A 26,950-nucleotide genomic window follows, 5' to 3' on the forward strand; every position below is an offset into this window, starting at 1 on the left:
CGTGGTCAGGACGCCGTGCGCTCCGCGGTCCGTTCGGCCTCGCGTGCGGCGTCGCGCTTGGCGACCTCCTCGCGGACGAGCGGGATGACGTGCCGTCCGAAGTCGATGGCGTCGTCGAGGAGGTCGTAGCCGCGTGCGGAGAGGACGGTCACGCCCAGGTCGTAGTAGTCCAGGAGGGCCTGGGCGACGGTCTCCGGGGTGCCGACCAGGGCGGTGGAGTTGCCGGCGCCGCCGGTCTCCGCGGCGGTCGGCGTCCACAGTGCCCGGTCGTGCCGTTCGCCCTGCGCCGCGACCGCCAACAGCCGCTGGGAGCCCGCGTTCTGAGGGTTCGTCAGGGGGTGTCGGCGGCTGAGTACGCCGCCCTCCTTGCGGGCCCTGATGCGGGCCAGGGTGCGGTGCGCCTTCTCCCAGGCCAGTTCCTCGGTGGGGGCGATGATCGGCCGGAAGGCCACCTGGATCCTGGGTGTGTCGGTGCGGCCGGCCGCCGCCGCGGCGGCCTTGACCGAGGCGATCTGCTCGGCGGTCTGCGCCAGCGGCTCGCCCCACAGGCAGTAGATGTCCGCCTCGGCGCCGCCCGCCGCGTACGCCGCGGGCGATGAGCCGCCGAACGACACCTGCGGGTGCGGCTGCTGGACGGGGAAGGTGTCGGAGACGAAGTCCTGGAAGCTGTAGTGCGTGCCCTCGTGGTCGAAGGGCTCGTGGCTCGTCCAGATCTTCTTGACGATCCGGATGTACTCGTGGGTGCGGGCGTAGCGCTCGTCCTTGGTGAGGGTGTCGCCCTCGCGGCGCTGTTCGTGGTCGTTGCCGCCGGTGATGAAGTGCACCGCGAGCCGGCCGTCGCTGATCCGGTCCAGTGTGGCGAAGGTCTTCGCGGCGAACGTCGGGTAGGAGACGTTGGGGCGGTGCGCCACCAGGAGTTGGAGCCGTTCGGTGCGGGCCGCTATGTAGGCGGCGGCCGGGGAGGGGTCGGGGGAGCCGGAGCCGTAGGCGAACAGGACCCGGTCCCAGCCGTACTCCTCGTGGGCGCGGGCGAGTCTGAGGGTGTAGTCCTTGTCGAAGGAGGCGCCGGAGCGCGGGGTGACTTCGGAGCCGTCGTGGGTGGCGGCGATGCCGAGGAACTCGACAGGCATGGGTGCGGCCTCGTCTTCTCGTCGATCATGCGTAAGTGGGCATGGCGAGCGCATGCGCGGTGCGCGGGAATTCCGGCAGGGCGGCATGCGGGTGCGCGGGGCGGAGCGCCCGACGCGGCACCGGGACGTCAGGGGCAACAGGAGGCGGACCACACGCGACCGAAGTCGATGTGGTCCCGGGTGACCAGCCGTTGCTGAGGTCGCATGGGGTCAGTGGAACAGGCGGATGTATGCGCCGTCAACCATTTCCCGGGAAGGCAACTGCCCCGACGTGCCGCGCACTTCCCCGTATTCAGGTGGATGATCGCGCCAACTCGCGTGCCATGGCGGTCAGTTCGGGTACCCGCAGGACCTCGTCGCCGTCGCCTCGGTCCCAGCCGCCGCCCGCGTGCATCGCGGCCCGGCCGTCCGGGAAGCGGGCGGTGTACGCGCCGGGCGGGCCGAACTCGAAGGGCGCGCCCGATGCGTCGCCGACCGCCGACCCGAGGACGGCGCCGAGGGCGCGGTCGGTACGGGAGGGGCGGCCGGGACGGTGCGGACAGGCGGGGTGGCGCATGCGGGGACGGTAGCGCGCCCGCGGGGGCCGGGGCGGGCCGGGGCGCCGCGCCGGTCGTCCGTAACGGTGTTACAGGTGAACGAGCTCCCGCTGTAACGGTGTTACAGGTGAACGAGCCGCCGCTGTAACGGTGTTAGGGGCGGGCGGCGGTGCCGGTCGCGGCGGTGGCCGTCCGTTCCGCCGGTCCGCCGCGTCGGGACCGTCGGCGGACCGCGCCGCGCAGGCCCAGGAAGAGCAGGACGCCGATGGGGGAGAGCAGGATGGTCAGGACCAATAGGGGGCCCATCGCAAGGGGGTGGATGCCCAGCGTGCGGGCCTCGCGGTACATCCACTGGCCGAGGAAGAGGTCCCAGGCGATCAGTTGCGCCCAGATCGCCCCGGCGCCGCCGCCGAGCGCCAGCAGCTTCTGGAAGCCGGCCAGGTCCGGGTGGCTCACCGCGGCCCACAGCTGCGGGAACACCGGTATCGCCAGGGCGAGGTAGACCCCGATGACCGGCACCATCGGCAGCGGTGAGGCGGCGATCCGGTCGGTCCAGCGCCGGCCGGGCGCGAGGATCAGCAGGGCCCAGAACGGGGCCGCGAGGGCGAACGCGAGGCTGAAGAGGGTGCGGTCGGTCATCCGGTCGGCTCCATGGTGCGGGTGGGCTGGTGGGCGTCGGTGTCGGGAGTGCGCGGGGTGCGGAGCGCCGCGCAGCCGCCGGTGGCGGTGGCGGCGACGAGGGCGGCCAGCGCGACGAGGGTGGCCGGGTCGGGGTGGAGCAGGGCCTGGCCGCGCAGCGCCTGCCAGGTGACCAGGGCGAGCAGCCCGGTGAGGAAGCCGGCCGCGGTGAGCACCAGGCGCAGCCGCACCCGTTCGTCGCGCAGCCGGGCGCGGCGGCGGGCCAGCGCCTCGATCCCGTAGAGGAGGAGCGGCAGGGCCTGGAGGGCGTGCATGCCGACGAAGTGCGGCACGCGCAGGTCGCCGCCGGTGGTGTTCCAGCCGGTCAGCGGCATGGTCGGGCCGCCGTCGGGGACGCCGACGCCGTGTGCGCCGACGACCGTGGACACCAGGCCCGCGGCCCGCCGGGCCTGCTGCTCCGGGGTGGGCAGCAGCATCAGGCCGCCGAGCAGCAGCCCGGCCAGCGCGATCAGTGCGCCGAGCCGGATGGCCCAGGTCGTGGGCCGGTCGCCCAGTCGGGTCCGGAAGAGCAGGACCGCGATGACCAGGGTGGCGACCCACAGGGCGCCGATGGTGCCGCCCATGGTGAGGAACAGGCCCCGGTCCAGCGGGGTTTCGACGTTGAAGTGGCTGCGTCGGCCGCGCAGTGTCTGGCCGACGATGACGGACATCTCGATCAGTCCGGTGACCACGACGGTGTGCGCGGCCCAGGTGCCGGCCCGGCTCGGGGCGGGCCGGCGGGACAGCATCCAGGCCAGCGTCAGTCCGTAGGCGGCGAACGACACCGCGAACTTCAGCGGTTTGGACCAGATCGGCACGCCGACCAGCACCCGGTCGTCGACGATCATCCCGGCCGCCGCGACCACGGCCAGCCCGGCCATCGCCCACGAGAAACCGAGCAGCGAACGGTATCTGGACATGCGAAAGGAACCCCCCAGAACGGATAGTGGAACTATGGATAGCAGCGCTTACTGCTATCTGATAGCGCGACTATCTATGATGGGAAGCCGATTGGCAAGGCCGATTGGCGAGCCGGGCGGGGGCGGGGCGCCCGGAAGATCTGGAAGGCGCGGATTCCCGAGGTGGATCCGGGGAGGAGAGCACGTCAGATGCGCATTGGTGAGCTGAGTCGCGAGACGGGCGTGGCGGTCCCGACGATCAAGTTCTACGTCCGCGAGGGACTGCTGCCCGCGGGCCGGCTCACCAGCCCCAATCAGGCCAGCTACGACGAGGGCCATGCCCGCCGGCTGCGGCTGATCCGCGGGCTGATCGACGTCGGCGGGCTCTCGGTCGCGACGGTCCGCGAGGTGCTGACCGCCGTGGACGCCCCGGGAGGGTCGGTGCACAAGGTGCTCGGCGCGGCGCACGACGCGATCACTCCGGTGCCGGCCGGTCGCCCGGAGGGGCTGCCGGATGCCCGCCGCACGGTCGCCGAGCTGATCCGCCGGCGCGGCTGGCGGGCCGGGGAGGACCACCCGGCCGCCGAGGCGATGGCGGTCGCGCTGGCCGCCTTCCAGGACCTCGGCCAGGGGGCGTTCCTGGAGGAGGTGCTCGACGACTACGCGGAGGCGTGCGAGCGGATCGCCGACGCAGACCTGGCGTACGTGGGGCGCCATGCGGACGTGGAGGCGCTGGTGGAGAGCGTGGTGGTGGGGACCGTGCTGGGGGACGCGGTGCTCACCGCGCTGCGGCGGCTGGCGCACGTCGACCGCTCGGCGCGGCGGTTCGGGCAGTGGGGGGAAGGGGCGCGGGCGGTGCCCGGCCCGTCGGGGGAGGGTACGGAGAAGGGCGGCGCGGACCCGTCCTGAGTCGCGCCGCCTCTGGTGTGGCGGTGCTGGGTCAGGCGGCGGCCGCGGGCTCCTGCTCGGCCTCCACCTGCTGGTTCCAGGCGCGCTTGCCGGCCTGCCAGCCGTCCTCGTCGTGGCCGGTGCGCCAGTAGCCGGAGATCGACAGCGCCTCGCGCGGCAGGTCGTGCTCGACGCGGAGCAGGCGGCGCAGCTCCTTCACGCAGCCCGCCTCGCCGTGCACGAACGCGTGCACCCGGCCCGGGGGGAACTCCAACGCCCGTACCGCGGCGACCAGTTCGCGGCCGACCGGGGCGGTGCCGCGATACAGCCAGGTGACCTTCGCGCCGGGCGGGGCGGTGAGTTCCTGGCTCTCCTCCGGGCCGGCGACCTCGATGAAGGCGTGCACCGCGGCGTCCGCCGGCATCCGGGCCAGGGCGGCGGCGATGGCCGGCAGGGCGCTCTCGTCACCGGCCAGCAGGTGCCAGTCGGCCGTCGCGTCGGGGGCGTAGGCGCCGCCCGGGCCCAGGAAGGCGATCTCGTCGCCCGGCTGGGCGGCGGCCGCCCACGGACCGGCCAGCCCGGTGTCGCCGTGGACGACGAAGTCCACGGTCAGCTCGCGCGCCGCCGGGTCCCAGGCGCGCACGGTGTACGTGCGCGTCCGGGGCCACTGGTCGCGCGGCAGCTCGGCCCGGATGCGGCCCATGTCGAACGGCTCGGGGTAGCTGACGTGCGGCAGCGGGAAGACCAGCTTGACGTAGTGGTCGGCGTACTCGCCCGCGTCGAACGCCGCCAGTCCCTCGCCGCCGAGGACGACGCGCACCATGTGCGGGGTGAGCCGCTCGGTGCGCCGCACCCGGGCGCGGTGCAGTGTGGGCGTGCTGCGGGCCGGTCGCTCTGCTGCCACGGCTGTTCTCCCCTGACGCGGTCGACGGCGGGTGCGCCTGCGGGGCGCACGCCGCCAGTTAGGTATACCTAACCTAACAGGTCACCGCCGGAGCGTGACCAGCAACCGCTGCAATGCGCCACCCAGGCCCCACTGGGCGGCCAGCGCCTCCAGGCGCTCGGGGTCGGCCGGTTCGTCCGGCAGGGCGTGGTCGGTCTCCGGGACCGGGACGTCGGTCGCCACCTGGACCACCTTCGGGGCGACGGCCAGGTAGGGGGCCGCCTCGGTGAGCCGCTTGCGCTGCGCCGGGGTGATCTTCGATGCCGGGTCCTGGGCGGCCGCGATGATCCCGGCCAGGTCGCCGTAGGCGTCCAGCAGCTTGGCGGCGGTCTTCTCGCCGACGCCCGGGACGCCCGGCAGGCCGTCGCTGGGGTCGCCGCGCAGCAGTGCCAGGTCCGCGTAGCCGGGGCCGTCCACCCCGTACTTCTCGCGCAGCAGCGCCCCGTCGGTGATCTGGAGGGTGCCGACGCCCTTGAGGGGGTAGAGGACGCGGATGCCGCGGGCGTCGTCGACGAGCTGGAAGAGGTCGCGGTCGCCGGTGACGATGTCGACCGGGCCCTTCGCCCGCGCGGTCAGGGTGCCGATGACGTCGTCGGCCTCGTAGCCCGCGGCGCCGATCCGGGCGATGCCCAGCGCGTCGAGCACCTCCTCGATTACCGGGACCTGCGGCGAGAGGGTGTCCGGGATCTCCTCCTCGTCGGGGCCGGCCGACCCCGCGGGGGCTTCCTCGGCGACTCGGTGCGCCTTGTAGGAGGGGATCAGGTCGACCCGCCACTGGGGGCGCCAGTCGAAGTCCATGCAGGCGACCAGGTCGTCGGGGTGGTGGTCCTGGACGAGCCGGGCGATGAAGTCCAGCAGGCCGCGCACCGCGTTCACCGGCGTGCCGTCCGGGGCTTTGACTGATTCCGGTACCCCGAAATAGGCGCGGAAGTAGAGGGAGGCGGTGTCGAGGAGCATCAGGCGTCGAGTCACACCCCGCATGATGCCGTATGCCCCAATCGCGACTCCGTTGTGAGCTGAATCACCGATGTGTTTGAGCCCCATAAAGCCGGGCAGGCGCGCAGCCGGAGCGGACCCGGTTGCGATTTCAACATGTCATCGGTGAAGACGAGCGGAACTCGTCCCGCACCACGACCTGCCTACGGGGGTGGCAGGTCGTTTCTCGTGCGACAAGAGAGGCATATGTGTCCAGGCTTCAAGCCGAGCACCTGTACAAGGTGTTCGGCAGACGACCCGATGACGCGGTCCGCAAACTCCAGGCCGGCGCCGGCCGCGACGAACTGCGGGCCGAAGGCACCACCGCCGCGGTGATCGACGCCTCCTTCGAGGTGGGCGAGGGCCAGATCTTCGTCGTCATGGGTCTGTCCGGATCCGGCAAGTCCACGCTGCTGCGCATGCTGAACGGACTGCTGGAGCCGACCGCGGGCACCGTCCGCTTCGACGGCCAGGACCTGACCTCGCTCAGCGGTAAGGAGCTGCGCGCCGTCCGCTCCCGGAAGATCTCCATGGTCTTCCAGCACTTCGCGCTCTTCCCGCACCGCAGCGTGCTGGAGAACGCCGCCTACGGCCTGGAGGTCCAGGGCGTGCCGCGCGCCGAGCGGGAGCGCCGCGCGACCGAGGCGCTGGAGCTCGCCGGGCTCAAGGGCTGGGAGAAGTCCTGGCCGGACGAGCTCTCCGGCGGTATGCAGCAGCGGGTCGGTCTGGCCCGCGCGCTGGCGACCGACGCCGACCTGCTGCTGATGGACGAGTCCTTCAGCGCGCTCGACCCGCTGATCCGCCGCGACATGCAGGACCAGCTGCTGGAGCTCCAGAAGACGCTGAAGAAGACCATCGTCTTCATCACCCACGACCTCAACGAGGCGATGCGGCTCGGCGACCGGATCGCGGTGATGCGCGACGGCCGGATCGTCCAGACCGGCACCGCCGAGGACATCCTCGTCCGGCCCGCCAACGACTACGTCGCCTCCTTCATCCAGGACGTGGACCGCAGCCGGGTGCTGACCGCCGGTGCGGTGATGACGGACGTCGAGAGCGTCCTCGGCACCACCGCCCAGGACGGCACCGAGCTCGCCACGGCCGCCGACTTCCAGGCGGCCGCGCCCGCCACCGTCGGCCCCGACACCCCGCTCGCCGACCTGTTCACCGCCTGCTCGGCCAGCGACGTGCCGGTCGCCGTCACCGACGAGAGCGGCGAGCTGGCCGGCGCGATCACCGGGGAGCGGCTGCTCGCCGTCCTCGGTGAGTCGGGCCGGCCGGACGCGCCGGCCGACGTGCCCGCCCAGTCCGGGCCGGCCGCCGACCCCGCGCCCGCCGGTGCGCCCACCGACTCCACCAAAGCGGCCGACACCGAGCCCGCCGGTCCGACCGAGGGGACGGTGACCACCGATGCCTAGGATCCAGATAGGCAGCTGGGCGAACGACGCCGTCAACTGGCTGCGGGACAACCTCGACTGGCTGTTCAACCTCATCACCACGGTCCTGAACGGCCTGTACAACGCCATCCACGCCGTCCTCGCGGCCCCCCAGCCGCTGCTCCTCGCGGGCATCCTGGCGGTGCTCGCCTGGTGGCTGCGCGGTCTGCCGGCCGCGGTGCTGACCTTCCTCGGCTTCGCGCTGATCGACTCCATCCAGCAGTGGAGCCCGACCATCGAGTCGCTCTCGCTGGTGCTGGTGGCCTGCCTGATCACCGTGGTGGTCGCGGTGCCGCTGGGCATCTGGGCGGCCCGCAGCCGGGTCGTCGGCGGCATCCTGCGCCCGGTGCTGGACCTGATGCAGACCATGCCGGCGATGGTCTACCTCATCCCCGGCATCCTCTTCTTCGGCCTCGGTGTCGTCCCCGGCATCGTCGCCACCATCGTGTTCTCCATGCCGCCCGCGGTGCGGATGACCGAGCTGGGCATCCGGCAGGTCGACGGGGAGCTGGTCGAGGCGGCCGAGGCGTTCGGTACGCACCCGCGGCGCACCCTCCTGCGGGTCCAGCTGCCGCTGGCGCTGCCCACGATCATGGCCGGTATCAACCAGGTCATCATGCTCGCGCTGTCCATGGTCGTGATCGCCGGCATGGTCGGCGGCGGCGGCCTCGGCGCGTCCGTCTACAACGCCATCAGCTCGGTCAACGTGGCCCTGGGCGCGGAGGCCGGCCTCGCCGTGGTCATCCTCGCCATGTACCTGGACCGGATGACCGGTGCGCTCAACCAGCGGGTCTCGCCGCTCGGCCGGCGGGCGCTGGCCAAGGCGCAGGCGGCACTGGGCCGCTGGAAGTTCCTGCAGTGGCGGCCGGCGACCTCGGTGGCCATGGTCGGCGTCGTCGTCCTGGCGCTGCTCGCCGGCGGGATGAGCTTCCTGGGCAAGAGCGGCGGCGGCGCGTCCGGCGCCGACGGCAAGCCGATCACCCTCGGCTACGTCAACTGGGACGAGGGCAAGGCCACCACCTACCTCTGGAAGGAGATCCTGGAGGAGCGCGGCTACAAGCCCAAGGTCCAGGCCCTGGAGGCCGGCCCGCTCTTCGCCGGGCAGGCCCGCGGCGACATCGACGTCCAGACCAACGCCTGGCTGCCGACCACCCACGCCGAGTACTGGAACAAGTACAAGGACAAGCTGGAGGACCTCGGCACCTGGTACGACAAGACCTCCCTGGAGATCGCCGTCCCGTCGTACGTCAAGGACGTCAAGACGCTCGACGACCTCAAGGGGAAGAGCGCCGAGTTCGGCGGCAAGATCACCGGCATCGAGCCGGGCGCCGGCGAGATGAAGATCCTCAAGGACAAGGTCCTCAAGGACTACGGCCTCGACGGCGAGTACCAGGTGCAGGAGTCCAGCACCGCCTCCATGCTGAGCGAGCTGGACCGCGCCATCCACGACAAGAAGCCGATCGCGGTCACCCTGTGGTCCCCGCACTGGGCGTACGACAAGTACCCGCTCACCAAGCTCAAGGACCCCAAGGGCTCCTTCGGCTCCGGTGACGGGCTGCACCTGATCGGCCGCAAGGGCTTCGGCAAGGACATGCCCGAGGTCGCGAAGTGGATGAAGAACTTCCACCTCGACGAGAAGCAGCTCACCAGCCTGGAGAACGACATCAAGTCGGCTGGTGAGGGCCACGAGCAGGACGGCGTCCGCACCTGGCTGAAGAAGAACCCCGGCCTGGTCGAGAAGATCGCCCCGTCCGCGCACGCCACCTACGCCAAGGGCGCGGACGCCGGCAAGGCCCCCAACATCGGCTACCCGGCGTGGGACGAGGGCATCGCCACCGCCTACCTGTGGAAGAACGTCCTGGAGAAGCGCGGCTACCACCCCAACCTGCGCAACCTCGACGTCGGACCGATGTGGACCGGCCTGTCCACCGGCCAGATCGATGTGGAGACCGACGGCTGGCTACCGGTCGCCCAGAAGCAGTACTGGGACCAGTACAAGGACGACCTCACCGACGTCGGCGCCTGGTACGACAAGACCTCCCTGGAGATCGCGGTCCCGTCGTACGTCAAGGACGTCAAGTCCATGGACGACCTGAAGGCCCACAAGGACGAGTTCAAGGGCAAGATCATCGGCATCGAACCGGGCACCGGCGAGATGCAGCGCCTGAAGAGCACCGTCCTGCCCGCCTACGGCCTGTCGGACTTCGAGGTCACGTCGGCCGGCACCAGCGCGATGCTCGCCGAGCTGGACCGGGCGTACCACAAGAAGGAGCCGATCGCGGTCGTCCTGTGGTCGCCGCACTGGGCGTACAGCAAGTACCAGCTCACCAAGCTCGCCGACCCCAAGGGCACCTGGGGCGCCAACAACCAGATCAAGACGCTCGGCAACAAGAGCTTCCCGAAGAAGTTCCCGGAGCTCTACGGCTGGATGAAGAACTGGAAGATGACCCCCGACGAGCTCGGCAGCCTGGAGAAGGGCATCCAGGACGCCGGAAAGGGCAACGAGGACAAGGGCGTCGAGAAGTGGATCGGCGACCACCCGGGCATCGTGGACAAGATGGCACCGGTGAAGTAGCCCCGGACCACGGGCACATGGCGGCGCGCCCCGCCCCGGCAACGGCCGGGGCGGGGCGCGCCGTCCTGCGCGGGCGCGGCGGCGGGCGGCCACCCCACTGGGCGCGCCCGCCTGGCCGGTCGGGCCGGCCGGTGGTTCGCTCGGCCTGTGCCGGTGTCCGTCCACGGCGGCCGTGGCGGCCGCGGCCGGCCCGGGAGCCGACCGTGAACCCTGCGCGTCCGACCGCCGCCGTGCTGCTCGGCCTCCTCGCGGTCACCGCCGCCGCACCCGCCGCCCGCGCCGCGGCCGCGCCCGATCCGGTGGTCGCCGGTGAGCGGGTCAGCATCAGCGACGGCGGGTGGTGCGGCCCCGTCCAGGAGGCCACCGCGGCCTCGGAACTGTTCGGGGCGGTGGCGCTGCGGCCCGGTGAGGAGGGGATGACCGCCGAGGTGCGGGTCGACGAGCGGACGGAGCCGGGGCCCTACCGGGTGACCATCGAGTGCGGGCCCGGCGGGGCCCGGCACGTCGAGACCGTCACGGTGACCGACGGGCGGCCCGAGAACGTCGGCGTGGCCCAGGCGGTCGGCGGGCTGGCGCTGCTCGCGGTGGCGGGCGGGGCGGCGTACTGGTTGCGGCGGGCGTCGGCGCGGGGGTGACGCCGGGGGCCCACCACCTCCCGTGGGTGGATGGGAAGAGGTGGTGGTGGGCCGGGCTGGGTGGTGTCAACCAGGTGGTGTTGGTGGGGGGTTGGGGAATCGTGAGGTGCGTGTGAGGGGCGTACCGTGGGGGGATGACTCTGCGTAGCGCCGATCGGCGGGTGGTGTCCCTGGTGCCGTCGTTGACCGAGGCGGTGGCCGTGAGTGCGCCGGGGCTGCTGGTGGCGGCGACGGACTGGTGCAGTCATCCGGCCGGACTCGACGTCGTCCGGATCGGCGGCACCAAGAACCCCGATACGGCCCGGATCGCGGCCCTGGCCCCGGACCTCGTGCTCGCCAACGAGGAGGAGAACCGCCCGCAGGACCTCGACGCGCTGCGGGCCGCCGGGCTGGCGGTCCTGGTCACCGAGGTCCGCACCCTGGAGCAGGCGTTCCGGGAGCTGGGCCGGGTGCTGGTGGACGGCTGCGGGCTGACCCGGCCCGGCTGGCTGGACGCCGCCGAGGCCGCCTGGCGGCCGCTGCCGCCCCGGCCGCCGGAGCGGGCCGCGGTGGTGCCGATCTGGCGGCGGCCGTGGATGGTGCTGGGCCGGGACACCTTCGCCGGGGACGTGCTGGCCCGGCTCGGGGTGCGCAACGTGTACGGCGACCACGCCGACCGGTACCCGCGGATCCCGCTCGACGAGCTCAACGCCGGCCCGGCGGACCTGGTCGTGCTGCCGGACGAGCCGTACCGCTTCACCGCCGGGGACGGGCCCGAGGCGTTCCCCCGGCTGCCCGCCGCGCTGGTCAGCGGGCGCCATCTGACCTGGTACGGGCCGTCGTTGGTGGAGGCCCCGCGGGTGCTGGCGGCGGCGCTGGACGGTCCGGCGCTGCTCCACCGCACCGGACCGTGAGCCGCTACGCCGTGAGCCGTTACGCCGCGGCCGGCTGCCGGGGCGGCTCGGCGGGCTGCGGCGGCGGGGCGAGCAGGGTGCCGCGCAGCAGTCCGTGCGCGGTGCGCGTCCCGGCGACCGCGACCGCTGCCACGAGGAACGCGTAGAGCGCCACCGAGAGCCAGCCGAAGGCCGCCAGCCCGGTGTGCCGGGTCAGGCCCGCGGCGCCAGTGACGCAGGTCCCGATCGGGAAGGTGAAGCCCCACCAGGTCATCGCGAAGCCCATCCCGTGGCGGGCGGCGCGCACCACCAGCGCCGCCGCCAGCGCCAGCCACAACAGGGCGAAGCCCATCACCGGCACCCCGTAGAGCACCGCGAAGGCGCCCATGGCGTGCGCGTACGACGGGGTGACGACGCCGGGAGCGGCGTCGGCGAGGTTGTTCACGGCGGTGGTGGACTGGCCCAGCGGCCCGAGGACGAGGAAGAGGGTGGGGGTGAGGGCGAGCGGCAGCGGGCCGTGGTGGAACAGCCGGCTGACCACCAGCGGCAGGACGATCAGGGTCATCAGCAGGGACATCCCGAACAGCGCGTAGCAGGCCAGCAGCATCGCCTCCTGCGCCTGGCCGGGCGGCAGATGCGGCACCAGCGCGGGGCCCAGCGCCGCCGAGACCATCGGGGCGACCAGCGGCAGCAGCCACACCGGCGAGGCGCTGCCCTCGGCGATCCGGTGCCGGACCACCATCAGGTACGGGATGCCCGCGGCGGCGGCCAGGCCGACCAGGGTCCCGGCGGTCCACAGCACGGCGTCGGCGGCCACCGCGGCGGGCTCGCCGAGTACGTCCTTGCCGACCGCGAGGGTGCCGCCGCCGACCGCCAGCAGCGCCATCGCCAGGCACCCGTAGAACGGGGCGACGGTGGGTTCGAGCAGCTGGCGGCGGGCCTGGTCGCGGTGGCGGACCCAGTGGACGGTGCGGGCGGCCAGCAGCGCGAGCAGCATCAGTGCCGACAGCGCCCAGACCGCCCGGTAGGCCACGCGGAGGCCGGGCGCGTTGAGCGGCAGCGTCGCCCCGGCGTTGGCGACGATCGCGGTGCCCATGACGGCGGCGTACCAGTTCGGGCCGAGGTGACGGACCGACGGACCGGTGCCGGGGGCGTTGCCGCTGGCGGCGGAATTCTTGGACGGTGCGTGGGCGAGCGTTGGCATGTCACCAGCGTCACCGGCGCGGGCGGCGCCCACCAGGGACCTTGTCTCTATGACGGCATAAGCTGGAGTGATGAGTGGGGAGACGTATGGGTGGTCCGGGCCGCCGGACGCGGACGACGCGGTCGGCGTACCGCTGCACCACCGGGTGCCGGACCTCGGGGCGATGGAACTGCTGCTGGCCGTCGCCCGGCTCGGCAGCCTGGGGCGGGCCGCCCGGGCGCAGGGCATCACCCAGCCCGCCGCCAGCAGCCGGATCCGGTCCATGGAGCGGCAGTTGGGGGTGGCGCTGGTCGAGCGGTCGCCGCGCGGCTCCCGGCTGACCGACGCCGGGGTGCTGGTCACCGACTGGGCGCGCCGGGTGGTGGAGGCCGCCGAGGCGTTCGACGCGGGCACCCAGGCGCTGCGCGGGCGGCGCGACTCCCGGCTGCGGGTCGCGGCCAGCATGACCATCGCCGAGTACCTGCTGCCCGGCTGGCTGATCGCGCTGCGCGCCCAGCGCCCGGGGACGGCCGTGTCGCTGCTGGCCGGGAACACCCGCGCGGTCGCCGAGCGGCTGCTGGCCGGCGAGGCGGACCTCGGCTTCGTGGAGGGGCTGGATGTCCCGGCGGGGCTGGACGGCGCGGTGGTCGGGCAGGACCGGCTGGTCGTGGTGGCCGCCCCGTCCCACCCCTGGACCCGGCGCCGCACCGAACTGGCCCCCGCCGAACTCGCCGCGACCCCGCTGATCCTGCGGGAACGCGGCTCGGGCACCCGTCAGGTGCTGGACGCGGCGCTGGCCGGGGCGGGCGGCCTGGCCGAGCCGCTGCTCGAACTCGCCTCGACCACCGCGGTGAAGTCCGCGGTGGTCAGCGAAGCGGCCCCGTCCGTGCTGAGCGAGCTGGCGGTGCGGGAGGAGCTGACCGCGCGCCGGCTGGTGGAGGTTCCGGTGCGGGGGCTGCGGCTGGGGCGGGAGCTGCGCGCGGTGTGGCGGGCCGGCCAGCGTCCGGTGGGCCCGGCCCGCGACCTGCTGGGGCTGACCCGCGGCACGCCCTGACCCGGCCGGATCCCGGCCCGCCGCGCTCAGCCCGCCCCGGCCGGCGCCGCCCGGCCGGCCGCGTCCAGCCGGCGGAAGAGCGCCGACAGCACCGCGGCGGTGAGCGCGGCGGCCGGCACGCCGCTGCCGAAGAGGGTGTGCGCCCAACCGGGCAGCGGCGCGTACAGCCGCGGGGCCAGCACGGGGAGCAGGCCGGCGAGGAGGGAGAGGGCGACGACGGTGGAGGCGGCGCGGTCGGCGAGGTCGGTGCGGCGCAGCATGTCGATGCCCATGGCGGCGATCACCGCGTAGATCACCAGGGCGGCGCCGCCGACGACCGGCACCGGCAGCGCCGCCAGCAGCCGGGTGACCGGGGCCAGCAGACCGCCGAGCACCAGCAGCGCCCCGGCCGCCGCGGTCACGAACCGGCTGCGGACGCCGGTGAGTCGGACGATGCCGATGTTCTCCGCGCTGGTCACCATCGTCGGGCCGCCGAACAGCCCGGCGGCGAGCGAGGCCACCGCGTCCGCGCGGGCGGTGCGCGGCACGTCGCGGGACGGTTCCGGGATCCGCCCCACCGCCTCGCTGTTGAGCACCGTCTGACCGGTCGCCTCGGCGAGCGAGGCGAGGGCGAAGACCAGCAGCGGCAGCGCGGCGAGCAGGTCGAAGTGCGGGATGCCGTAGGGCAGGAGGCGGGGGAGGGCGAGGACCGCGTCCCCGGGGACGGCGCGGAACGGGGCGCCGGACAGCGCCGCCGCGGCGGTGCCCACCGCCATGCCGAGCAGGACCGACAGCTGCCGCCAGACGCCGCGCAGCAGCAGGAAGCCCAGTGCGGTGGCGGCGACCGTGACCAGCGCCGACCCGCCGCCGGCGGCCGCCATCGGAGCCGCCGCGGAGACCATGTTGACCCCGATGACCAGCACCGTCGTGCCCATCACCAGCGGCGGGAAGAACCGCACGATCCGCCCGTACAGCGGCAGTACGGCCAGCAGCAGCGCGGCCGCGAGCAGCACCGCACCGGAGGCGGTGGCCGCGCCGTGCTCCCGGGCGATCTGGAGGAAGAGGGCGGCCGCCGCGCCCCCGGGCAGCATCACGAACGGCAGCCGGGCACCGATCCGCAGCACCCCGAGGGACTGCAGCAGCGCCCCCGCGCCGCACAGCACGAGGGTGGCGCTGAGCAGGGCGGCGGTGCGGTCGGGCGGCAGGTGCAGCCCGCCGGCCAGCAGGAAGACGGTGGAGACCGGGGCGGCGATCATCGCCAGGACGTGCTGGGCGGCGAGCGGCACCAGCCGGGGCAGCGGCACCCGTTCGTCCACCGGCGCCACGGCGGGCCCGGGCCCGGGGGCGGCCATCGCTCACACCTGCCGCTTCAGCCAGGGGAGTTCCCCGGCGGCGTAGCGGTAGGCGCGGAAGACCGCGTTGTTCTGGGTGGGGAACAGCTCGCCGACCTCCGGTTCGCGGTACGCGCCGAACTCCGGGACGACGTACTCCCAGCACACCTCGCCCTCGGCGGTGACCTCGAAGAGCCGGCCGGCGGGGGAGTCGGTGACCAGTGTGTTGCCGTTGGGCAGCCGCTGGGCGCTGCCCATGAAGGGCGCGAAGAACGCCTCCCGGGCGGGGTCGTGGTACTCCCAGACCACCGTGCCGGTCGCCCGGTCCACCTCGATGACGCGGGAGTACGGGACGTCGCAGCCGGGCCGGAAGACCCCGTTGTCGAAGATCAGGAAGTTGCCGTTCGGCAGCTCGGTGGGGTGGTGCTGCTGGGAGACCAGCCCCGGTGCGGTCCGCCAGCGGACCTCGCCGGTCGCCCGGCTGATGACGATCACCGCCGAGGAGCTGCGCAGGCTGGCCAGGACGTCGCCGTCGGCCAGCGGCAGCACGGAGTTGATCAGCGGCCAGTGCTCGCGGGAGTAGGCGGGGTGCAGGGCGTAGGCGTCCGGGTCGAGGTGGTCGGCGGCGTTCCAGGACCACCGCAGCCGCCCGTCCGCGTCGACCTCGCGGATCGTGTCGGCGTAGACCGTGCCGTGCGGCTCGGAGCCGGGGACGCCGCCGCGGACCGCAGCGGCCCGGTCGCCGGTCAGCGGCTCCAGTGCGGAGTACAGGATCCGCCCGTCGCCGTAGTGGTGGGCATCGTGGTGCTGGAGCGGATCGGTGAAGGACCGCAGCACCGTGCCGTCGGGGGCGATCTCCTGCATCAGCCCGCCGCGGTACTTGTGCCACATCGGGAAGAGGGCGTCCTGGTCGGGGAGGGTGGCGTTGTAGGCGAGGTTGCCGTTGGGGAGGATGCGGGCGTGACGGCCGGGGCGGTGCGGCAGGTGCCAGCGGTGCACGACGATGCCGTTCAGGTCGATCAGGAGGACCTGGCCGCCGCCGGTGAGCGGGGCGTAGAGCGTGTAGCCGTCGTGGGCGGTGGTGGCGTCGAGCGCGATCAGGCCGGTGCCGCGGCGACGGCGTGTGTTTTGATCGACTGCGGTCAGGCCGGGTTTCATGCCGAATTCCCCTCGTCAAACTACGTCTTGTCAAACTTTGTTTGATGGGATCAAACAGCGTAGACGCTAGGGCCGGTGTGTTGCAGGGCTGTGAACGGCTCGATAAGGAGCTCGGTGAGGAGCTCGACGAGGGGTGCGCGATGGTGCCGGTGAGGGGCGAGCGATGAGCGGGACCGAGGCCGCGGCGGAGGTCCCGCGGGTGGGGGCGGCGGTCCGACGGCGGCGCCGCGCAAGGGAGTTGACGCTGGCCGACCTCGCCCGCGCCACCGGCCTCTCCGCGCCCTTCCTCAGCCAGGTCGAGAACGACCGGGCCCGGCCCAGCATGCGCTCGCTCCAGCTGATCGCCGACGCCCTGGAGACCACCGCGGTCCGGCTGTTGGCCGCCGCCGACGGGCCGCGCACGGTCGATGTGGTGCGGGCCGACTCCGCCGCCGTCCCCGAGGACGGCGAAGCCGGCCGGGTGCGCCCGCTGGTCCGCGGCCACCAGCAGTTGCACGCCCTGGAGTTCACCGGCCGGCACGACTGGCAGCGCGCCTTCCGGCACCCGCACGACGAGGTGATGTACGTGGTCGAGGGCGCGGTGGAGGCCGAGGCGGACGGCCGGCGCTACGAACTCGGGCCCGGCGACACCCTCTACTGCGCCGGTGGGGTCACCCACCGCTGGCGGTCGCTGGCCCCGGCGACGCGGGTGCTGCTGGTGGGGGTCTCGGACGACTTCCGGGGGTGAGGCGCCGGTCGGCGGGCCGGCCGCTTGCACGGCCGGCCGCCCACATGGTCAGGAGGTCGTCCCCTCAGGCGGTCACACCCCGGCCGGGGCCGTCCCGCGGGCCGCCGCGACCAGCGCGTCCATCACCCGGGTGTCCTCACCGGCCTCCGGATGCCACTGCACCGCCAGCGTGAAGACCGGTGCGTCCGGCAGCTCCACCGCCTCGATGGTGCCGTCCTCCGCGTACGCCGAGACCGTCAGCCCGCGGCCGAGCCGGTCCACGGCCTGGTGGTGGTAGGTCGGCACGGCCACCGGCTCGGGCAGCGCCGTGCTCAGCAGCGTGCCGGGCACGGGGGTGATCTCGTGCCGGCCGAAGACCCCGGGCGGGCCGGAGTGCCCGTCCAGGTGCTGGACGAGGGTGCCGCCGAGTGCCACGTTCAGCAGCTGGAGCCCGCGGCAGATGCCCAGCAGCGGCACCCGGGCCGCCAACGCCGCCTCGATCAGGGCCAGTTCCCAGGCGTCCCGGTCCAGTGCGGGCGGGCCGGTGCGAGGGTGCGGCTCCGCCCCGTAGCGGCCCGGGGCGATGTCCGCGCCGCCGGCGATCACCAGTCCGTCCAGCCGGGCGACGGTCGCCGCGGCGGTCTCCGGGTCGCCGGGCGGCAGCAGCGCGGCCAGCCCGCCGGCGCGCCGCACCAGGCGGGGGTACCCGGCGGGCACCAGCGCGGCGGGCAGCGTCCACACCCCCCACCGGGCCTCTTCCTGGTAGGTGCTGATGCCGATGAGGGGCGGCTGCGACTGGGACATCGGGCGGATCCTCCGTACGGTGCGGTGCGGGGCGGTGCGGGGCGGTGCGGGGCGGCGGGTCAGTCGCGTTCGAGTTCGGCCTCGGCGGCGGCCAGCGCCGCGAACTCCTCCTCGGGCGCGGCGGCCACCAGCCGGTGGCGGGAGTAGAAGGCGAAGTAGGCCAGGGCGACCCCGTAGACGCCGAGCGCGATGAACGCGGCCTCCTTGTCGACCAGGAACGTCGCCACCAGCGCCGAGCATGCCAGGACGAAGGCGACGGCGGAGGTCAGCATGCCGCCCGGGGTGCGGTACGGGCGGTGCAGACCGGGCTCGCGGCGGCGCAGCACGAGGTGCGAAAGGGCCATCAGCGCATAGGAGATGGTGGCGCCGAAGACCGCGACGTTGAGCATCCGGGCGCCGTCGCCGGTGGCCGCGGCGAGCGCGAAGCCCAGCGCGCCGGGGACCAGCAGCCCCAGGTAGGGCGCCTTGCGGCGGCTGGTCAGGGAGAGGAAGCGGGGCAGGTAGCCGGCCCGGGAGAGCGCGAAGAGCTGCCGGGACCCGGCGAAGATCAGGGAGAAGAAGGACGCCACCAGTCCGGCCAGCCCGGCGTAGTTGACGATCCGGCTGACCGTGGTCGGCGTGCCGTGCGGCTGGAGCGCCTGGACCAGCGGGTCGCCGACGGACTGGATCGCGGCCGAGCCGCGCGCCCCGGTCGCCGCGGTGAAGGTGACCACCGCGAGGAGCAGCAGCACGCCCATCGCGGCCGCCATCGCCCGGGGCAGCGAGCGCACCGGGTCCTTGGTCTCCTCCGCGGCCAGCGGAACCCCCTCCACGCCCAGGAAGAACCACATGCCGAACGGGAACGCCGCCCAGATGCCCAGCACGCCGAACGGCAGCCAGGAACTCGCCCCGAAGGCACCGGACTTCACCGGAATGTCGTTGAGCGTGTCCACATGGAAGTTGCTGAGCGCGGCGACCGCGAAGACCAGCAGCGCGGCGACCGCGACCGCGGTGACGATCAGGCTGAACCGCAGCGCCTCGCCCACGCCCCACAGGTGGATCCCGATGAAGATGACGAAACAGGCGAGGTAGACGGGCCAGCTGGAGTGGAGTCCGAACAGGCCCAGCGATTCGACGTAGTCACCGATGAAGATGGAGATCGCGGCGGGTGCCAGGACGTACTCGATCAGGATCGCGGTGCCGGTCAGGAAGCCGCCCCAGGTGCCCAGCGCGCGGCGGGCGAAGCCGTAGCCGCCGCCCGCGGTGGGCAGGATGGAGGCCAGCTCCGCCAGTGCGAAGACCAGGCAGGTGTACATCAGGCCCATCAGGACCGCGGCGATCGCCAGACCGCCGAAACCGCCCTGGGCCAGGCCGTTGTTCCAGCCGGAGAAGTCGCCGGAGACGACGTAGGCCACCCCCAGGCCGGTCAGCAGCAGCGGGCCGGCGCTGCCGCGGCGCAGGGTCCGCCGCTCCAGGTAGGCGTCGCCGTCGCCCGGGGGCCCGCCGCCCGGGGAGGCGGCGGTCGCTGCGGTCTTCGCACGGGTGCTGTCGGCCATGAGCCGCTCCTGCCTTGCGGGGACAACCGGAGTAAAGGTTTAGCCGCATACCTTTGTCGTCCGGAGGGGGTCAGCGCAAGACCCGTGCGCAAAAGACCGGCGACGAGGTGCCGGAGCGCGGGCGGCAGGCGGGACTTTGCGGGCACGCCCTAGCGGACCGGCGCGGCCAGGAAGCCGCGCAGCAGCGCCGCGGTGCCGCAGCAGTGCTCCCGCATCACCTCGCGGGCCCCGTCGGCGTCGCCCTCCAGCACCGCCTCCACCAGCGCGGCGTGCTGTGTCTGCGAGTGCTCCAGGTTCCGCACCAGCAGCGGGATGCAGTCCAGCAGGTCGTTGACGCCGGCCCGGACCGCGGCGTACTGGGCGGCCAGCGACGGCGACCCGGACAGCTCCGCCAGGGTCAGGTGGAGCAGCGTGTCGTGCCGGCGGTAGTCGGCCAGCGGCGCGTCCTGGGTCGCGGCCAGCGCCTCGCGCAGCCGCTCCGCCTGCGCGTCCGACAGCCCGTGTGCCGCGCACAGCCCGGCCGCGCCGACCTCCAGCACCTCCCGGAAGCGGAGGATGTCCTCCACATCGGTCTTGTCGATCCGGCGCCGCAGCTCCGCCTCGCCCGGGTTCTCGGTGCGCATCCGTACGAAGGTCCCGCCGTACCGGCCGCGCCGGCTCTCCACCAGCCCCTCGTCCTGGAGGACCTTCAGCACCTCGCGCAGGGTGACCCGGCTGATCTGCAGCCGCTCCGCCAACTCCCGTTCGGCGGGCAGCCGTTCGCCCTGCGGGACCAGCCCGAGCCGGACGATCTGGAGTATCTGCTCCAGCGCCTCCTCGAAGCCGTTGCCCGCCCGGACCGGCCGCAGCACCGGCGCCAGCCGATCGGCCGCACCGTCCATCTGAACCCCTTCCCAATCAATGGTTCGTGTGCCTACCTTATGACCTCCGGATGCACCGACAGGAGGCACCACCGTGGCAGACCGCACGCCCCCGCTCTCCGTCGAGGAGCTCAGCGTCCTCGTCGACAACGGGGAGATCGACACTGTCGTCCTCGCCTTCACCGATATGCAAGGCAGGCTCCAGGGCAAACGGTTCGCCGCCCGCTACTTCCTCGACACCGTCCTCGAACACGGCACGGAGGGCTGCAACTACCTCCTCGCCGTCGACGTCGACCTGAACACCGTCGACGGCTACGCGATGTCCTCCTGGGAACGCGGCTACGGCGACTTCGCCATGCACGGCGACCCCGCCACCCTCCGCCGCACCCCCTGGAACCCCGGCACCGCCCTGATCACCGCCGACCTCGCCTGGCACGACGGCTCCCCGGTCGTCGCCTCCCCCCGGCAGATCCTCCGCCGCCAGCTCGACCGGCTGGCCGAGCGCGGCTGGCGCGCGTACGTCGGCACCGAGCTGGAGTTCATGGTCTTCAAGGACACCTACGAGGACGCCTGGTCACGCGGCTACCGCCAGATGACCCCGGCCAACCAGTACAACGCCGACTACTCCGTCCTGGGCACCGGCCGCGTCGAACCCCTGCTGCGCCGGATCCGCAACGAGATGGGCGCGGCCGGGATGACCGTGGAGTCCGCCAAGGGCGAGTGCAACCTCGGCCAGCACGAGATCGTGTTCGTCTACGACGAGGCGCTCACCACCTGCGACCAGCACAGCATCTACAAGACCGGCGCCAAGGAGATCGCCGCCCAGGAGGGCACGGCGCTCACCTTCATGGCCAAGTACGACGAGCGCGAGGGCAACTCCTGTCACATCCACCTCTCGCTCCAGGACGAGCAGGGCAGGCCGGTGCTGGCCGACGACGCCGGCCCCTACGGCATGTCGCAGACCATGCGGCACTTCCTCGCCGGCCAACTCGCCGCGATGCGCGACTTCACGCTCCTCTACGCCCCCAACATCAACTCCTACAAGCGGTTCCGCCCCGGCTCCTTCGCGCCCACCGCCGTCGCCTGGGGCCCGGACAACCGCACCTGCGCCCTGCGGGTGGTCGGCCACGGCCGCGGCCACCGCCTGGAGAACCGCCTGCCCGGCGGCGACGTGAACCCCTACCTCGCGGTCGCCGGCATGGTCGCGGCCGGCCTGTACGGCATAGAGCACGAGCTCGAACTCCCCGACGCCACCACCGGCAACGCCTACACCGGCGACGCCGCACACGTCCCCACCACCCTCCGCGAGGCCGCCGAGCTGTGGGAGCACAGCCCGATCGCCCGCGCGGCCTTCGGCGACGAGGTCGTCGACCACTACCGCCACATGGCCCGCGTCGAACAGGACGCCTACGACGCCGCCGTCACGGACTGGGAGCGCTTCCGCTCCTTCGAGCGCATGTAAGGAACGCCCGTGCTGCAAGAGCTGACCATCCTCAACCCGGCGACCGAGGAGGTGGTGGCCACCGTCCCCACCACCTCGCCCGCCGAGGTCGACGCGGCAGTCCGCCGGGCCGCCGCCGCCCAGGAGGCGTGGGCCGCGGTGGCCCCCGGCGACCGGGCCCGCCTGCTGCGCCGGTTCGCCGACGTCGTCGACGCCCAGATCGAGCCGCTGGCCCAACTGGAGCTGCGCGAGGCCGGCCACCCCCTGGGCAACGCCCGCTGGGAGGCCGGCAACGTCCGCGACCTGCTGCACTACGCCGCCGGGGGAGTGGAGCGCCTGACCGGCACCCAGATCCCGGTGGCCGGCGGCCTGAACATCACCCTCCAGGAACCGCTCGGCGTGGTCGCCGTCATCGCCCCCTGGAACTTCCCGATGCCGATCGCCGCCTGGGGCACCGCCCCCGCCCTCGCGGCCGGCAACGCCGTCCTCCTCAAGCCCGCCGAGACCACCCCGCTCACCGCGCTCCGGCTCGCCGAACTCGCCCTGGAGGCCGGGCTCCCCGAGGGCCTCTTCCAGGTCCTGCCCGGCGAGGGACCGGTCACCGGCAGCGCACTGGTCGACCACCCCGGCGTCGCCAAGGTCGTCTTCACCGGCTCCACCGCCACCGGCCGCCGGATCGCCGCCCAGTGCGCCGCGCAGACCAAGCGGCTCACCCTCGAACTCGGCGGCAAGAGCCCCAACATCGTCTTCGCCGACGCCGACGTCGAGGCCGCCGCGGCCGCCGCCCCCGGCTCCTTCCTCGACAACACCGGCCAGGACTGCTGCGCCCGCAGCCGCATCCTGGTCCAGCGCGGCGTCTACGACCGCTTCCTGGAGCTGCTGGAGCCCGCCGTCAAGGCGTTCACGGTCGGCGACCCGTCCGATCCGGCCACCCAGATGGGCCCGCTGATCTCCGCCGCCCAGCGCGACCGGGTCCGCTCCTACGTCCCCGAGGACGCACCAACCGCCATCCGCGGCGAGGCCCCCGCCGGCAAGGGCTTCTGGTACCCGGCCACCGTCCTGGAAGGACGCCCCGAGGACCGCACCGCCGTCGAGGAGATCTTCGGCCCGGTCGCCGTCGTCCTCCCCTTCGAGGACGAGGCCGAGGCGGTCCGGCTCGCCAACGCCACCGACTACGGCCTGTCCGGCTCGCTGTGGACCCGTGACGTCGGCCGGGCACTGCGCGTCTCGCGCGCCGTCGCGGCCGGCAACCTCTCCGTCAACTCCCACAGCAGCGTGCGCTACTGGACCCCGTTCGGCGGATTCAAGCAGTCCGGACTCGGCCGCGAGCTGGGCCCGGACGCGCTGGCCGCCTTCACCGAGACCAAGAACGTCTTCATCGCCACCGAGCCGGCCGGCTCGTGACCCGCACCGCAACCAGCACCGCCACCACCCGCGAGGAGAGCAAGTGACCGACCAGACCGCCGTGTGCCGCCGCCTCGTCGGCCGTACCGCCGTGATCACCGGAGCCGGCAGCGGCATCGGCCTGGCCACCGCCCGCCGACTGGCCTCCGAAGGCGCCAACGTCGTCTGCGCCGACATCGACGAGACGGCCGGCAAGGCCGCCGCCGACGAGGTCGGCGGCACCTTCGTCCAGGTCGACGTTACCGACGCGGAACAGGTCGAGGCGCTCTACAGGACCGCCTTCGACACCTACGGCTCGGTCGACATCGCCTTCAACAACGCCGGGATCTCGCCGCCCGACGACGACTCGATCCTCACCACCGGACTCGACGCCTGGAAGCGCGTCCAGGAGGTCAACCTCACCTCCGTCTACCTCTGCTGCAAGTACGCCCTGCCCTACATGCAGAGCCAGTTCGAGCAGACCGGGCGCGGCGGCTCCATCATCAACACCGCCTCCTTCGTGGCCGTGATGGGCGCCGCCACCTCGCAGATCAGCTACACCGCCTCCAAGGGCGGCGTGCTGGCCATGTCCCGCGAACTGGGCGTGCAGTTCGCCCGCGAGGGCATCCGCGTCAACGCGCTCTGCCCGGGGCCGGTCAACACCCCCCTGCTCAAGGAGCTGTTCGCCAAGGACCCCGAGCGCGCCGCGCGCCGCCTGGTGCACGTCCCGGTCGGCCGGTTCGCCGAGCCCGAGGAGATCGCGTCCGCGGTCGCCTTCCTCGCCAGCGACGACTCCTCGTTCGTCAACGCCGCCGAATTCCTCGTCGACGGCGGCATCGCGGGCGCCTACGTCACCCCCCTGTAGCCGCCCTGTAGTCTCCATGATCAACATCGGGACCGGCGCCTCCGCGTGCCGGTCCCGGTGTGCTTTCCCCCCTTGACCACGGAGGACACATGACCGCCCCCACCAGACGGCTGCTCGCCCTGGGCCTGGCCGGCACCGCCGCGCTCGCCGCCCTCACGGCCACCACGCCGGCCACCGCCGCCGCTTCCGCCCAGGCCCCGGCCCGCGCCCACTGCCCGCAGCTCTCCAAGGACATCCCCTGGTACGGCGACAACCGCGCCAAGCTCCAGAAGATGATCGACGAGCGCGGCACCTGTTCCGCCCACCCGTCGCCCGACCTCCACCCCGGCCGGATGCGCTCCGCGCAGCCCCTGTCCATGGGGCCCCGCCCGGTCGCCGCCTTCGACTGGGACAACACCGTCGTCAAGAACGACATCTCCGACGCCACCCTCGCCTGGATGGTCAAGCACGACAAGGTGCCCCGCCCCAAGAACTGGCGGGACACCAGCCCCTGGCTCACCGCCGCCGCCGACCGGGCGCTGACCCGGGCCTGCGGCATCGGCACCCCCGGCCGCCCGCTGCGCACCTCCACCAACACCGCCTGCGCCGACGAGATCATGGAGATCCGCGGCGAGGCGAAGACCATGAGCGGTGCCGCGGCCTTCGCCGGCGAGTGGAACCACCGCCGCACGGTCCCCGACTACGCCTGGGTCCCCCAGCTCTTCGCCGGCCTGAAGCCCGCCACCCTCACCGCCTACGCCAAGCAGGCCCGCGCCGAGAACCTCGCCGCGCCGATCGGCACCGTGCAGACCGTGGGCACCCACAAGCTGGCCGGCTACATCCGCTACTACGACCAGCAGAAGGACCTGATCCGCACCCTCAAGGCGGCCGGCTTCGACGTCTACATCGTCTCCGCGTCGTCGGAGACCGTCGCCGAGGCGTGGTCCGGCGGCGTCGGGGTGGACGCCCGGCACACCATCGGCATACGGAACCGCGTCCGCGACGGCCGCCTCACCACCACCATCGCGGGCTGCGGCGACGTCAAGGACGGCCCCGGCGCGGTCATCCCGTACATCGACGGCAAGCGCTGCTGGATCAACCAGGAGATCTACGGGATCAAGGGCGCCGAAGCCTGGCGGAAGCAGGACCCCGCGCACCGCATCGCCCTGGGCGGCGGCGACGCCAACACCGACGTCACCTTCGTCGGCGACGCCACCGGCGCCCACCTGGCCATCAACCGCAACAAGGACGAGCTGATGTGCCGCGGCTACGACAACGCCGACGGCCGCTGGGTGGTCAACCCGATGTTCATCGACCCGCTGCCCGGCAAGTCCGGCGCCTACCCCTGCGCCACCAAGGGCTACACCAACACCGACGGCACCCTCGGCCCGGTCCGCCGCCCCGACGGCACCGTCGTCGCCGACCAGCAGGACCGGATCCACGGCTGACCCGGACCACCGACCGGCCCGGTGGGGGCCGCACCGCCGACCTGTGACGCCGTTACAGGAAGGTGTGGCCCTCGCCCCGGTACGTCGGCACCGTCCCCACCACCCGATCCCCCTCGATCAGGTGCAGCTCCGCGAACCGCTCGCACAGCTCCCCGGCCTTGGCGTGCCGGAACCACACCTTGTCGCCGACCGTCAGCCCGTCCGCCGCCGCCCCCAGCAGCGGCGTCTGCACCTCGCCCGGCCCCTCCTGCGGGTCGTAGCGCAGCCCGGCCGGCAGATACGGCTCCGGCAGCCGGTCCGCCCCGGCCACCCCCGACGCCGGATAGCCGCCCCCCAGCACCGTCACGACACCGGGCCCCGGCCGGCGCACCACCGGCTGCGCGAACAGCGCCGCCGGACGCCCGCGGAACGACCGGAAGTTGTCGAACAGCCGCGGCACGTACAGCCCCGAACCGGCCGCTATCTCGGTCACCGCCGCCTCCGCCGCGGTGTGCTGCACACTCCCCGTCCCGCCGCCGTTGACGAACTCCAGCCGCGGCGCCACCGCCCGCACCGCCCGCACGGCCTCCCAGCGCCGCCGCGCCAGCTCCTTCCGGGCCGCCGCCTGCATCAGCCGGATGGTCCGCGAGAACACCGGCTTCCCGGCGACCTCGTCGCCCACCCCCGCCACATGCCCCTCGTAGGCCATCAGCCCCACCAGCCGGAATCCGGGGCGCCGGACCACGGTCCGGGCCAGCGCGGCGAGCGCCCGCGGCTCCCGCAGCGGCGACCGCCGGGCCCCGACCCGGACCTTCCCGCCCAGCAGCCGGTACGAGGTGTCCAGTTCCAGGCAGACCCGGAGCTCCTCGCCGCGGCCCGGACCGGCCGGGCGCGCGGCGTCGATCAGGTCCAGCTGCGCCGGGTCGTCGACCATCACCGTCACCGCCGCCGCGAGCCGGGGATCCCCGGCCAGCTCGGCGAAGCCGGCCCGGTCCGCCGACGGGTACGCCAGCAGCACGTCCGGGAAGCCCGACCGGGCCAGCCACAGCGACTCGGCGAGCGTGAAGCTCATGATCCCCGCGAAGCCGTCGCGCGCCAGCACCCGCTCCAGCAGGGCCCGGCAGCGCACCGATTTGCTCGCCACCCGGATCGGCTTCCCCTTCGAACGGCGCACCAGATCGGCGGCGTTGGCGTCGAAGGCCGCCAGATCCACGACGGCCAACGGCGCGTCGAGAGGGGCGGTGGCCCGGTCGTAACAGGCTTTGTCGGCATACGCGGCGGCGAGGTCCTGGGGCATGGCCCGCAGCCTGCCAGACACCGCTACCACTGGGTAGGGGGACGAACCACGCCGGAAGCGACGTCGGGGCGTCCAGGGGTTGGAGCGGCGGCCGGGGCAGCCCTTACAGTGGCTCGACACCGCAACCAGCAGGTCAGCGGCGTGATGTCCGGATACGAACCACCCTGCCCCGATTGCTTGTCGGGTCCGGGGCACACCGTGCGAGGGGGAGCGCTGGTGAGCGCCGACGCCGATTACGCCGATGCTCCACGCATCCCGCCCATACCTCCGCGACCGCCGCACCGTCCCGCCGAGCCGCCCGCCGACGAGGACCCCAAGACCACCGTCCTGCGCCCGGTCCCCGCCGACCCCACCATCCCGCCGCCCGCGGCCCCGGCCCCG

General features: G+C 73.4%; 24 protein-coding genes. 11 read left to right on the plus strand and 13 right to left on the minus strand.

Features of this window, described 5'->3' with window-relative positions; all coding sequences use genetic code 11:
• Positions 1-5 precede the first annotated feature (5 nt).
• The 4 genes from CG747_RS33740 to CG747_RS33755 form a co-directional block, all read right to left on the minus strand.
• Entirely contained in the window at positions 6-1,130 is a 1,125-nt protein-coding gene (locus CG747_RS33740; RefSeq protein ID WP_100605673.1) for an LLM class flavin-dependent oxidoreductase, read from the minus strand.
• A 292-nt stretch (positions 1,131-1,422) separates the two neighbouring features.
• Positions 1,423-1,686 carry an ADP-ribosylglycohydrolase family protein gene (locus CG747_RS33745; protein WP_107490330.1) on the minus strand — a complete coding sequence of 88 codons (264 nt, stop codon included), beginning with the start codon at positions 1,684-1,686 and terminating at the stop codon, positions 1,423-1,425.
• Between the two features lie 133 nt (positions 1,687-1,819).
• Positions 1,820-2,305: an ABA4-like family protein gene (locus tag CG747_RS33750; RefSeq protein ID WP_100605674.1), complete on the minus strand. Its 486-nt coding sequence runs from the start codon at positions 2,303-2,305 to the stop codon at positions 1,820-1,822.
• Positions 2,302-3,225: a hypothetical protein gene (locus CG747_RS33755; protein WP_100605700.1), complete on the minus strand. Its 924-nt coding sequence runs from the start codon at positions 3,223-3,225 to the stop codon at positions 2,302-2,304. The genes CG747_RS33750 and CG747_RS33755 overlap by 4 nt, the downstream gene beginning before the upstream one ends.
• 228 nt (positions 3,226-3,453) lie before the next feature.
• On the opposite strand from CG747_RS33755, the gene CG747_RS33760 reads away from it, so the two are divergent.
• On the plus strand, positions 3,454-4,152 hold the full coding sequence (locus CG747_RS33760; RefSeq protein ID WP_100605675.1) for a MerR family transcriptional regulator: 699 nt from the start codon (positions 3,454-3,456) through the stop codon (positions 4,150-4,152).
• Positions 4,153-4,183: 31 nt separating this feature from the next.
• On the opposite strand, the gene CG747_RS33765 is transcribed toward CG747_RS33760, so the two are convergent.
• Both CG747_RS33765 and CG747_RS33770 read right to left on the minus strand, forming a co-directional pair.
• Positions 4,184-5,035 carry a siderophore-interacting protein gene (locus CG747_RS33765; protein ID WP_100605676.1) on the minus strand — a complete coding sequence of 284 codons (852 nt, stop codon included), beginning with the start codon at positions 5,033-5,035 and terminating at the stop codon, positions 4,184-4,186.
• An 81-nt stretch (positions 5,036-5,116) separates the two neighbouring features.
• Entirely contained in the window at positions 5,117-6,031 is a 915-nt protein-coding gene (locus CG747_RS33770; RefSeq protein ID WP_100605677.1) for a 5'-3' exonuclease, read from the minus strand.
• 227 nt (positions 6,032-6,258) lie between these two features.
• On the opposite strand from CG747_RS33770, the gene CG747_RS33775 reads away from it, so the two are divergent.
• From CG747_RS33775 to CG747_RS33790, 4 genes are all read left to right on the plus strand, one after another.
• Positions 6,259-7,467, plus strand: coding sequence for a glycine betaine/L-proline ABC transporter ATP-binding protein (locus CG747_RS33775; protein WP_100605678.1), 1,209 nt, complete (start codon positions 6,259-6,261; stop codon positions 7,465-7,467).
• The gene (locus tag CG747_RS33780; protein WP_100605679.1) at positions 7,460-10,060 is read left to right on the plus strand and encodes an ABC transporter permease/substrate binding protein; all 2,601 of its coding nucleotides are present in this window, start codon (positions 7,460-7,462) and stop codon (positions 10,058-10,060) included. Before CG747_RS33775 ends, CG747_RS33780 begins: the two co-directional genes overlap by 8 nt.
• Positions 10,061-10,263: 203 nt before the next feature.
• On the plus strand, positions 10,264-10,695 hold the full coding sequence (locus CG747_RS33785) for a hypothetical protein (protein ID WP_257980917.1): 432 nt from the start codon (positions 10,264-10,266) through the stop codon (positions 10,693-10,695).
• Between the two features lie 134 nt (positions 10,696-10,829).
• On the plus strand, positions 10,830-11,588 hold the full coding sequence (locus CG747_RS33790) for a helical backbone metal receptor (RefSeq protein WP_100605680.1): 759 nt from the start codon (positions 10,830-10,832) through the stop codon (positions 11,586-11,588).
• Positions 11,589-11,607: 19 nt separating this feature from the next.
• On the opposite strand, the gene CG747_RS33795 is transcribed toward CG747_RS33790, so the two are convergent.
• Positions 11,608-12,771, minus strand: coding sequence for a TDT family transporter (locus CG747_RS33795; protein WP_100605702.1), 1,164 nt, complete (start codon positions 12,769-12,771; stop codon positions 11,608-11,610).
• A gap of 70 nt (positions 12,772-12,841) precedes the next feature.
• Here CG747_RS33795 and CG747_RS33800 point away from each other — a divergent pair, with 70 nt between their 5' ends.
• Complete coding sequence (locus CG747_RS33800) at positions 12,842-13,804, plus strand: LysR family transcriptional regulator (RefSeq protein WP_374701854.1); 963 nt, start codon at positions 12,842-12,844, stop codon at positions 13,802-13,804.
• Between the two features lie 26 nt (positions 13,805-13,830).
• On the opposite strand, the gene CG747_RS33805 is transcribed toward CG747_RS33800, so the two are convergent.
• Together CG747_RS33805 and CG747_RS33810 are read right to left on the minus strand one after the other, a co-directional pair.
• Positions 13,831-15,135 carry a uracil-xanthine permease family protein gene (locus tag CG747_RS33805; protein ID WP_100605681.1) on the minus strand — a complete coding sequence of 435 codons (1,305 nt, stop codon included), beginning with the start codon at positions 15,133-15,135 and terminating at the stop codon, positions 13,831-13,833.
• 3 nt (positions 15,136-15,138) lie between these two features.
• Entirely contained in the window at positions 15,139-16,272 is a 1,134-nt protein-coding gene (locus tag CG747_RS33810) for an aryl-sulfate sulfotransferase (RefSeq protein WP_100605682.1), read from the minus strand.
• A 163-nt stretch (positions 16,273-16,435) separates the two neighbouring features.
• Here CG747_RS33810 and CG747_RS33815 point away from each other — a divergent pair, with 163 nt between their 5' ends.
• Positions 16,436-16,999: a helix-turn-helix domain-containing protein gene (locus CG747_RS33815; RefSeq protein ID WP_100605683.1), complete on the plus strand. Its 564-nt coding sequence runs from the start codon at positions 16,436-16,438 to the stop codon at positions 16,997-16,999.
• 72 nt (positions 17,000-17,071) lie between these two features.
• Here CG747_RS33815 and CG747_RS33820 read toward each other — a convergent pair whose 3' ends face one another.
• The 3 genes from CG747_RS33820 to CG747_RS33830 all read right to left on the minus strand — a co-directional run bounded on the left by CG747_RS33820 (position 17,072) and on the right by CG747_RS33830 (position 20,198).
• Positions 17,072-17,782, minus strand: coding sequence for a gamma-glutamyl-gamma-aminobutyrate hydrolase family protein (locus CG747_RS33820; protein ID WP_100605684.1), 711 nt, complete (start codon positions 17,780-17,782; stop codon positions 17,072-17,074).
• 59 nt (positions 17,783-17,841) lie between these two features.
• The gene (eat, locus tag CG747_RS33825; protein WP_100605685.1) at positions 17,842-19,317 is read right to left on the minus strand and encodes an ethanolamine permease; all 1,476 of its coding nucleotides are present in this window, start codon (positions 19,315-19,317) and stop codon (positions 17,842-17,844) included.
• Positions 19,318-19,466: 149 nt separating this feature from the next.
• Positions 19,467-20,198, minus strand: a complete 732-nt coding sequence (locus CG747_RS33830; protein WP_100605686.1) for a FadR/GntR family transcriptional regulator — start codon at positions 20,196-20,198, stop codon at positions 19,467-19,469.
• Between the two features lie 73 nt (positions 20,199-20,271).
• Here CG747_RS33830 and CG747_RS33835 point away from each other — a divergent pair, with 73 nt between their 5' ends.
• The 4 genes from CG747_RS33835 (at position 20,272) to CG747_RS33850 (ending at position 25,293) form a co-directional block, all read left to right on the plus strand.
• Entirely contained in the window at positions 20,272-21,639 is a 1,368-nt protein-coding gene (locus tag CG747_RS33835) for a glutamine synthetase family protein (RefSeq protein ID WP_100605687.1), read from the plus strand.
• 9 nt (positions 21,640-21,648) lie between these two features.
• Positions 21,649-23,022, plus strand: a complete 1,374-nt coding sequence (locus CG747_RS33840) for an aldehyde dehydrogenase (protein WP_100605688.1) — start codon at positions 21,649-21,651, stop codon at positions 23,020-23,022.
• A gap of 43 nt (positions 23,023-23,065) precedes the next feature.
• A complete protein-coding gene (locus CG747_RS33845) occupies positions 23,066-23,866 on the plus strand; it encodes a 3-oxoacyl-ACP reductase (protein WP_100605689.1) in 801 nt (266 codons plus the stop codon).
• An 89-nt stretch (positions 23,867-23,955) separates the two neighbouring features.
• The gene (locus tag CG747_RS33850; RefSeq protein ID WP_100605690.1) at positions 23,956-25,293 is read left to right on the plus strand and encodes a hypothetical protein; all 1,338 of its coding nucleotides are present in this window, start codon (positions 23,956-23,958) and stop codon (positions 25,291-25,293) included.
• A 52-nt stretch (positions 25,294-25,345) separates the two neighbouring features.
• Here the strand turns inward: CG747_RS33850 and CG747_RS33855 are convergent, their stop codons facing one another.
• Positions 25,346-26,569 carry an amino acid deaminase/aldolase gene (locus tag CG747_RS33855; protein WP_100605691.1) on the minus strand — a complete coding sequence of 408 codons (1,224 nt, stop codon included), beginning with the start codon at positions 26,567-26,569 and terminating at the stop codon, positions 25,346-25,348.
• Positions 26,570-26,950 lie beyond the last annotated feature (381 nt).

Source organism: Streptomyces sp. CB02959 (assembly GCF_002803155.1).
GTDB lineage: Bacteria > Actinomycetota > Actinomycetes > Streptomycetales > Streptomycetaceae > Streptomyces.

Excerpts from the sequence above, each read along its gene's own strand:
- CG747_RS33750 (WP_100605674.1), bottom strand. The coding sequence starts at position 2,305 with ATGACCGACCGCACCCTCTTCAGCCTCGCGTTCGCCCTCGCGGCCCCG.
- eat (WP_100605685.1), bottom strand. The coding sequence starts at position 19,317 with ATGGCCGACAGCACCCGTGCGAAGACCGCAGCGACCGCCGCCTCCCCG.
- CG747_RS33850 (WP_100605690.1), top strand. The coding sequence starts at position 23,956 with ATGACCGCCCCCACCAGACGGCTGCTCGCCCTGGGCCTGGCCGGCACC.
- CG747_RS33855 (WP_100605691.1), bottom strand. The coding sequence starts at position 26,569 with ATGCCCCAGGACCTCGCCGCCGCGTATGCCGACAAAGCCTGTTACGAC.
- CG747_RS33755 (WP_100605700.1), bottom strand. The coding sequence starts at position 3,225 with ATGGCCGGGCTGGCCGTGGTCGCGGCGGCCGGGATGATCGTCGACGAC.
- CG747_RS33815 (WP_100605683.1), top strand. The coding sequence starts at position 16,436 with ATGAGCGGGACCGAGGCCGCGGCGGAGGTCCCGCGGGTGGGGGCGGCG.
- CG747_RS33780 (WP_100605679.1), top strand. The coding sequence starts at position 7,460 with ATGCCTAGGATCCAGATAGGCAGCTGGGCGAACGACGCCGTCAACTGG.
- CG747_RS33800 (WP_374701854.1), top strand. The coding sequence starts at position 12,842 with ATGAGTGGGGAGACGTATGGGTGGTCCGGGCCGCCGGACGCGGACGAC.
- CG747_RS33745 (WP_107490330.1), bottom strand. The coding sequence starts at position 1,686 with ATGCGCCACCCCGCCTGTCCGCACCGTCCCGGCCGCCCCTCCCGTACC.
- CG747_RS33790 (WP_100605680.1), top strand. The coding sequence starts at position 10,830 with ATGACTCTGCGTAGCGCCGATCGGCGGGTGGTGTCCCTGGTGCCGTCG.
- CG747_RS33830 (WP_100605686.1), bottom strand. The coding sequence starts at position 20,198 with ATGGACGGTGCGGCCGATCGGCTGGCGCCGGTGCTGCGGCCGGTCCGG.
- CG747_RS33770 (WP_100605677.1), bottom strand. The coding sequence starts at position 6,031 with ATGCTCCTCGACACCGCCTCCCTCTACTTCCGCGCCTATTTCGGGGTA.
- CG747_RS33820 (WP_100605684.1), bottom strand. The coding sequence starts at position 17,782 with ATGTCCCAGTCGCAGCCGCCCCTCATCGGCATCAGCACCTACCAGGAA.
- CG747_RS33760 (WP_100605675.1), top strand. The coding sequence starts at position 3,454 with ATGCGCATTGGTGAGCTGAGTCGCGAGACGGGCGTGGCGGTCCCGACG.
- CG747_RS33740 (WP_100605673.1), bottom strand. The coding sequence starts at position 1,130 with ATGCCTGTCGAGTTCCTCGGCATCGCCGCCACCCACGACGGCTCCGAA.
- CG747_RS33795 (WP_100605702.1), bottom strand. The coding sequence starts at position 12,771 with ATGCCAACGCTCGCCCACGCACCGTCCAAGAATTCCGCCGCCAGCGGC.
- CG747_RS33805 (WP_100605681.1), bottom strand. The coding sequence starts at position 15,135 with ATGGCCGCCCCCGGGCCCGGGCCCGCCGTGGCGCCGGTGGACGAACGG.
- CG747_RS33810 (WP_100605682.1), bottom strand. The coding sequence starts at position 16,272 with ATGAAACCCGGCCTGACCGCAGTCGATCAAAACACACGCCGTCGCCGC.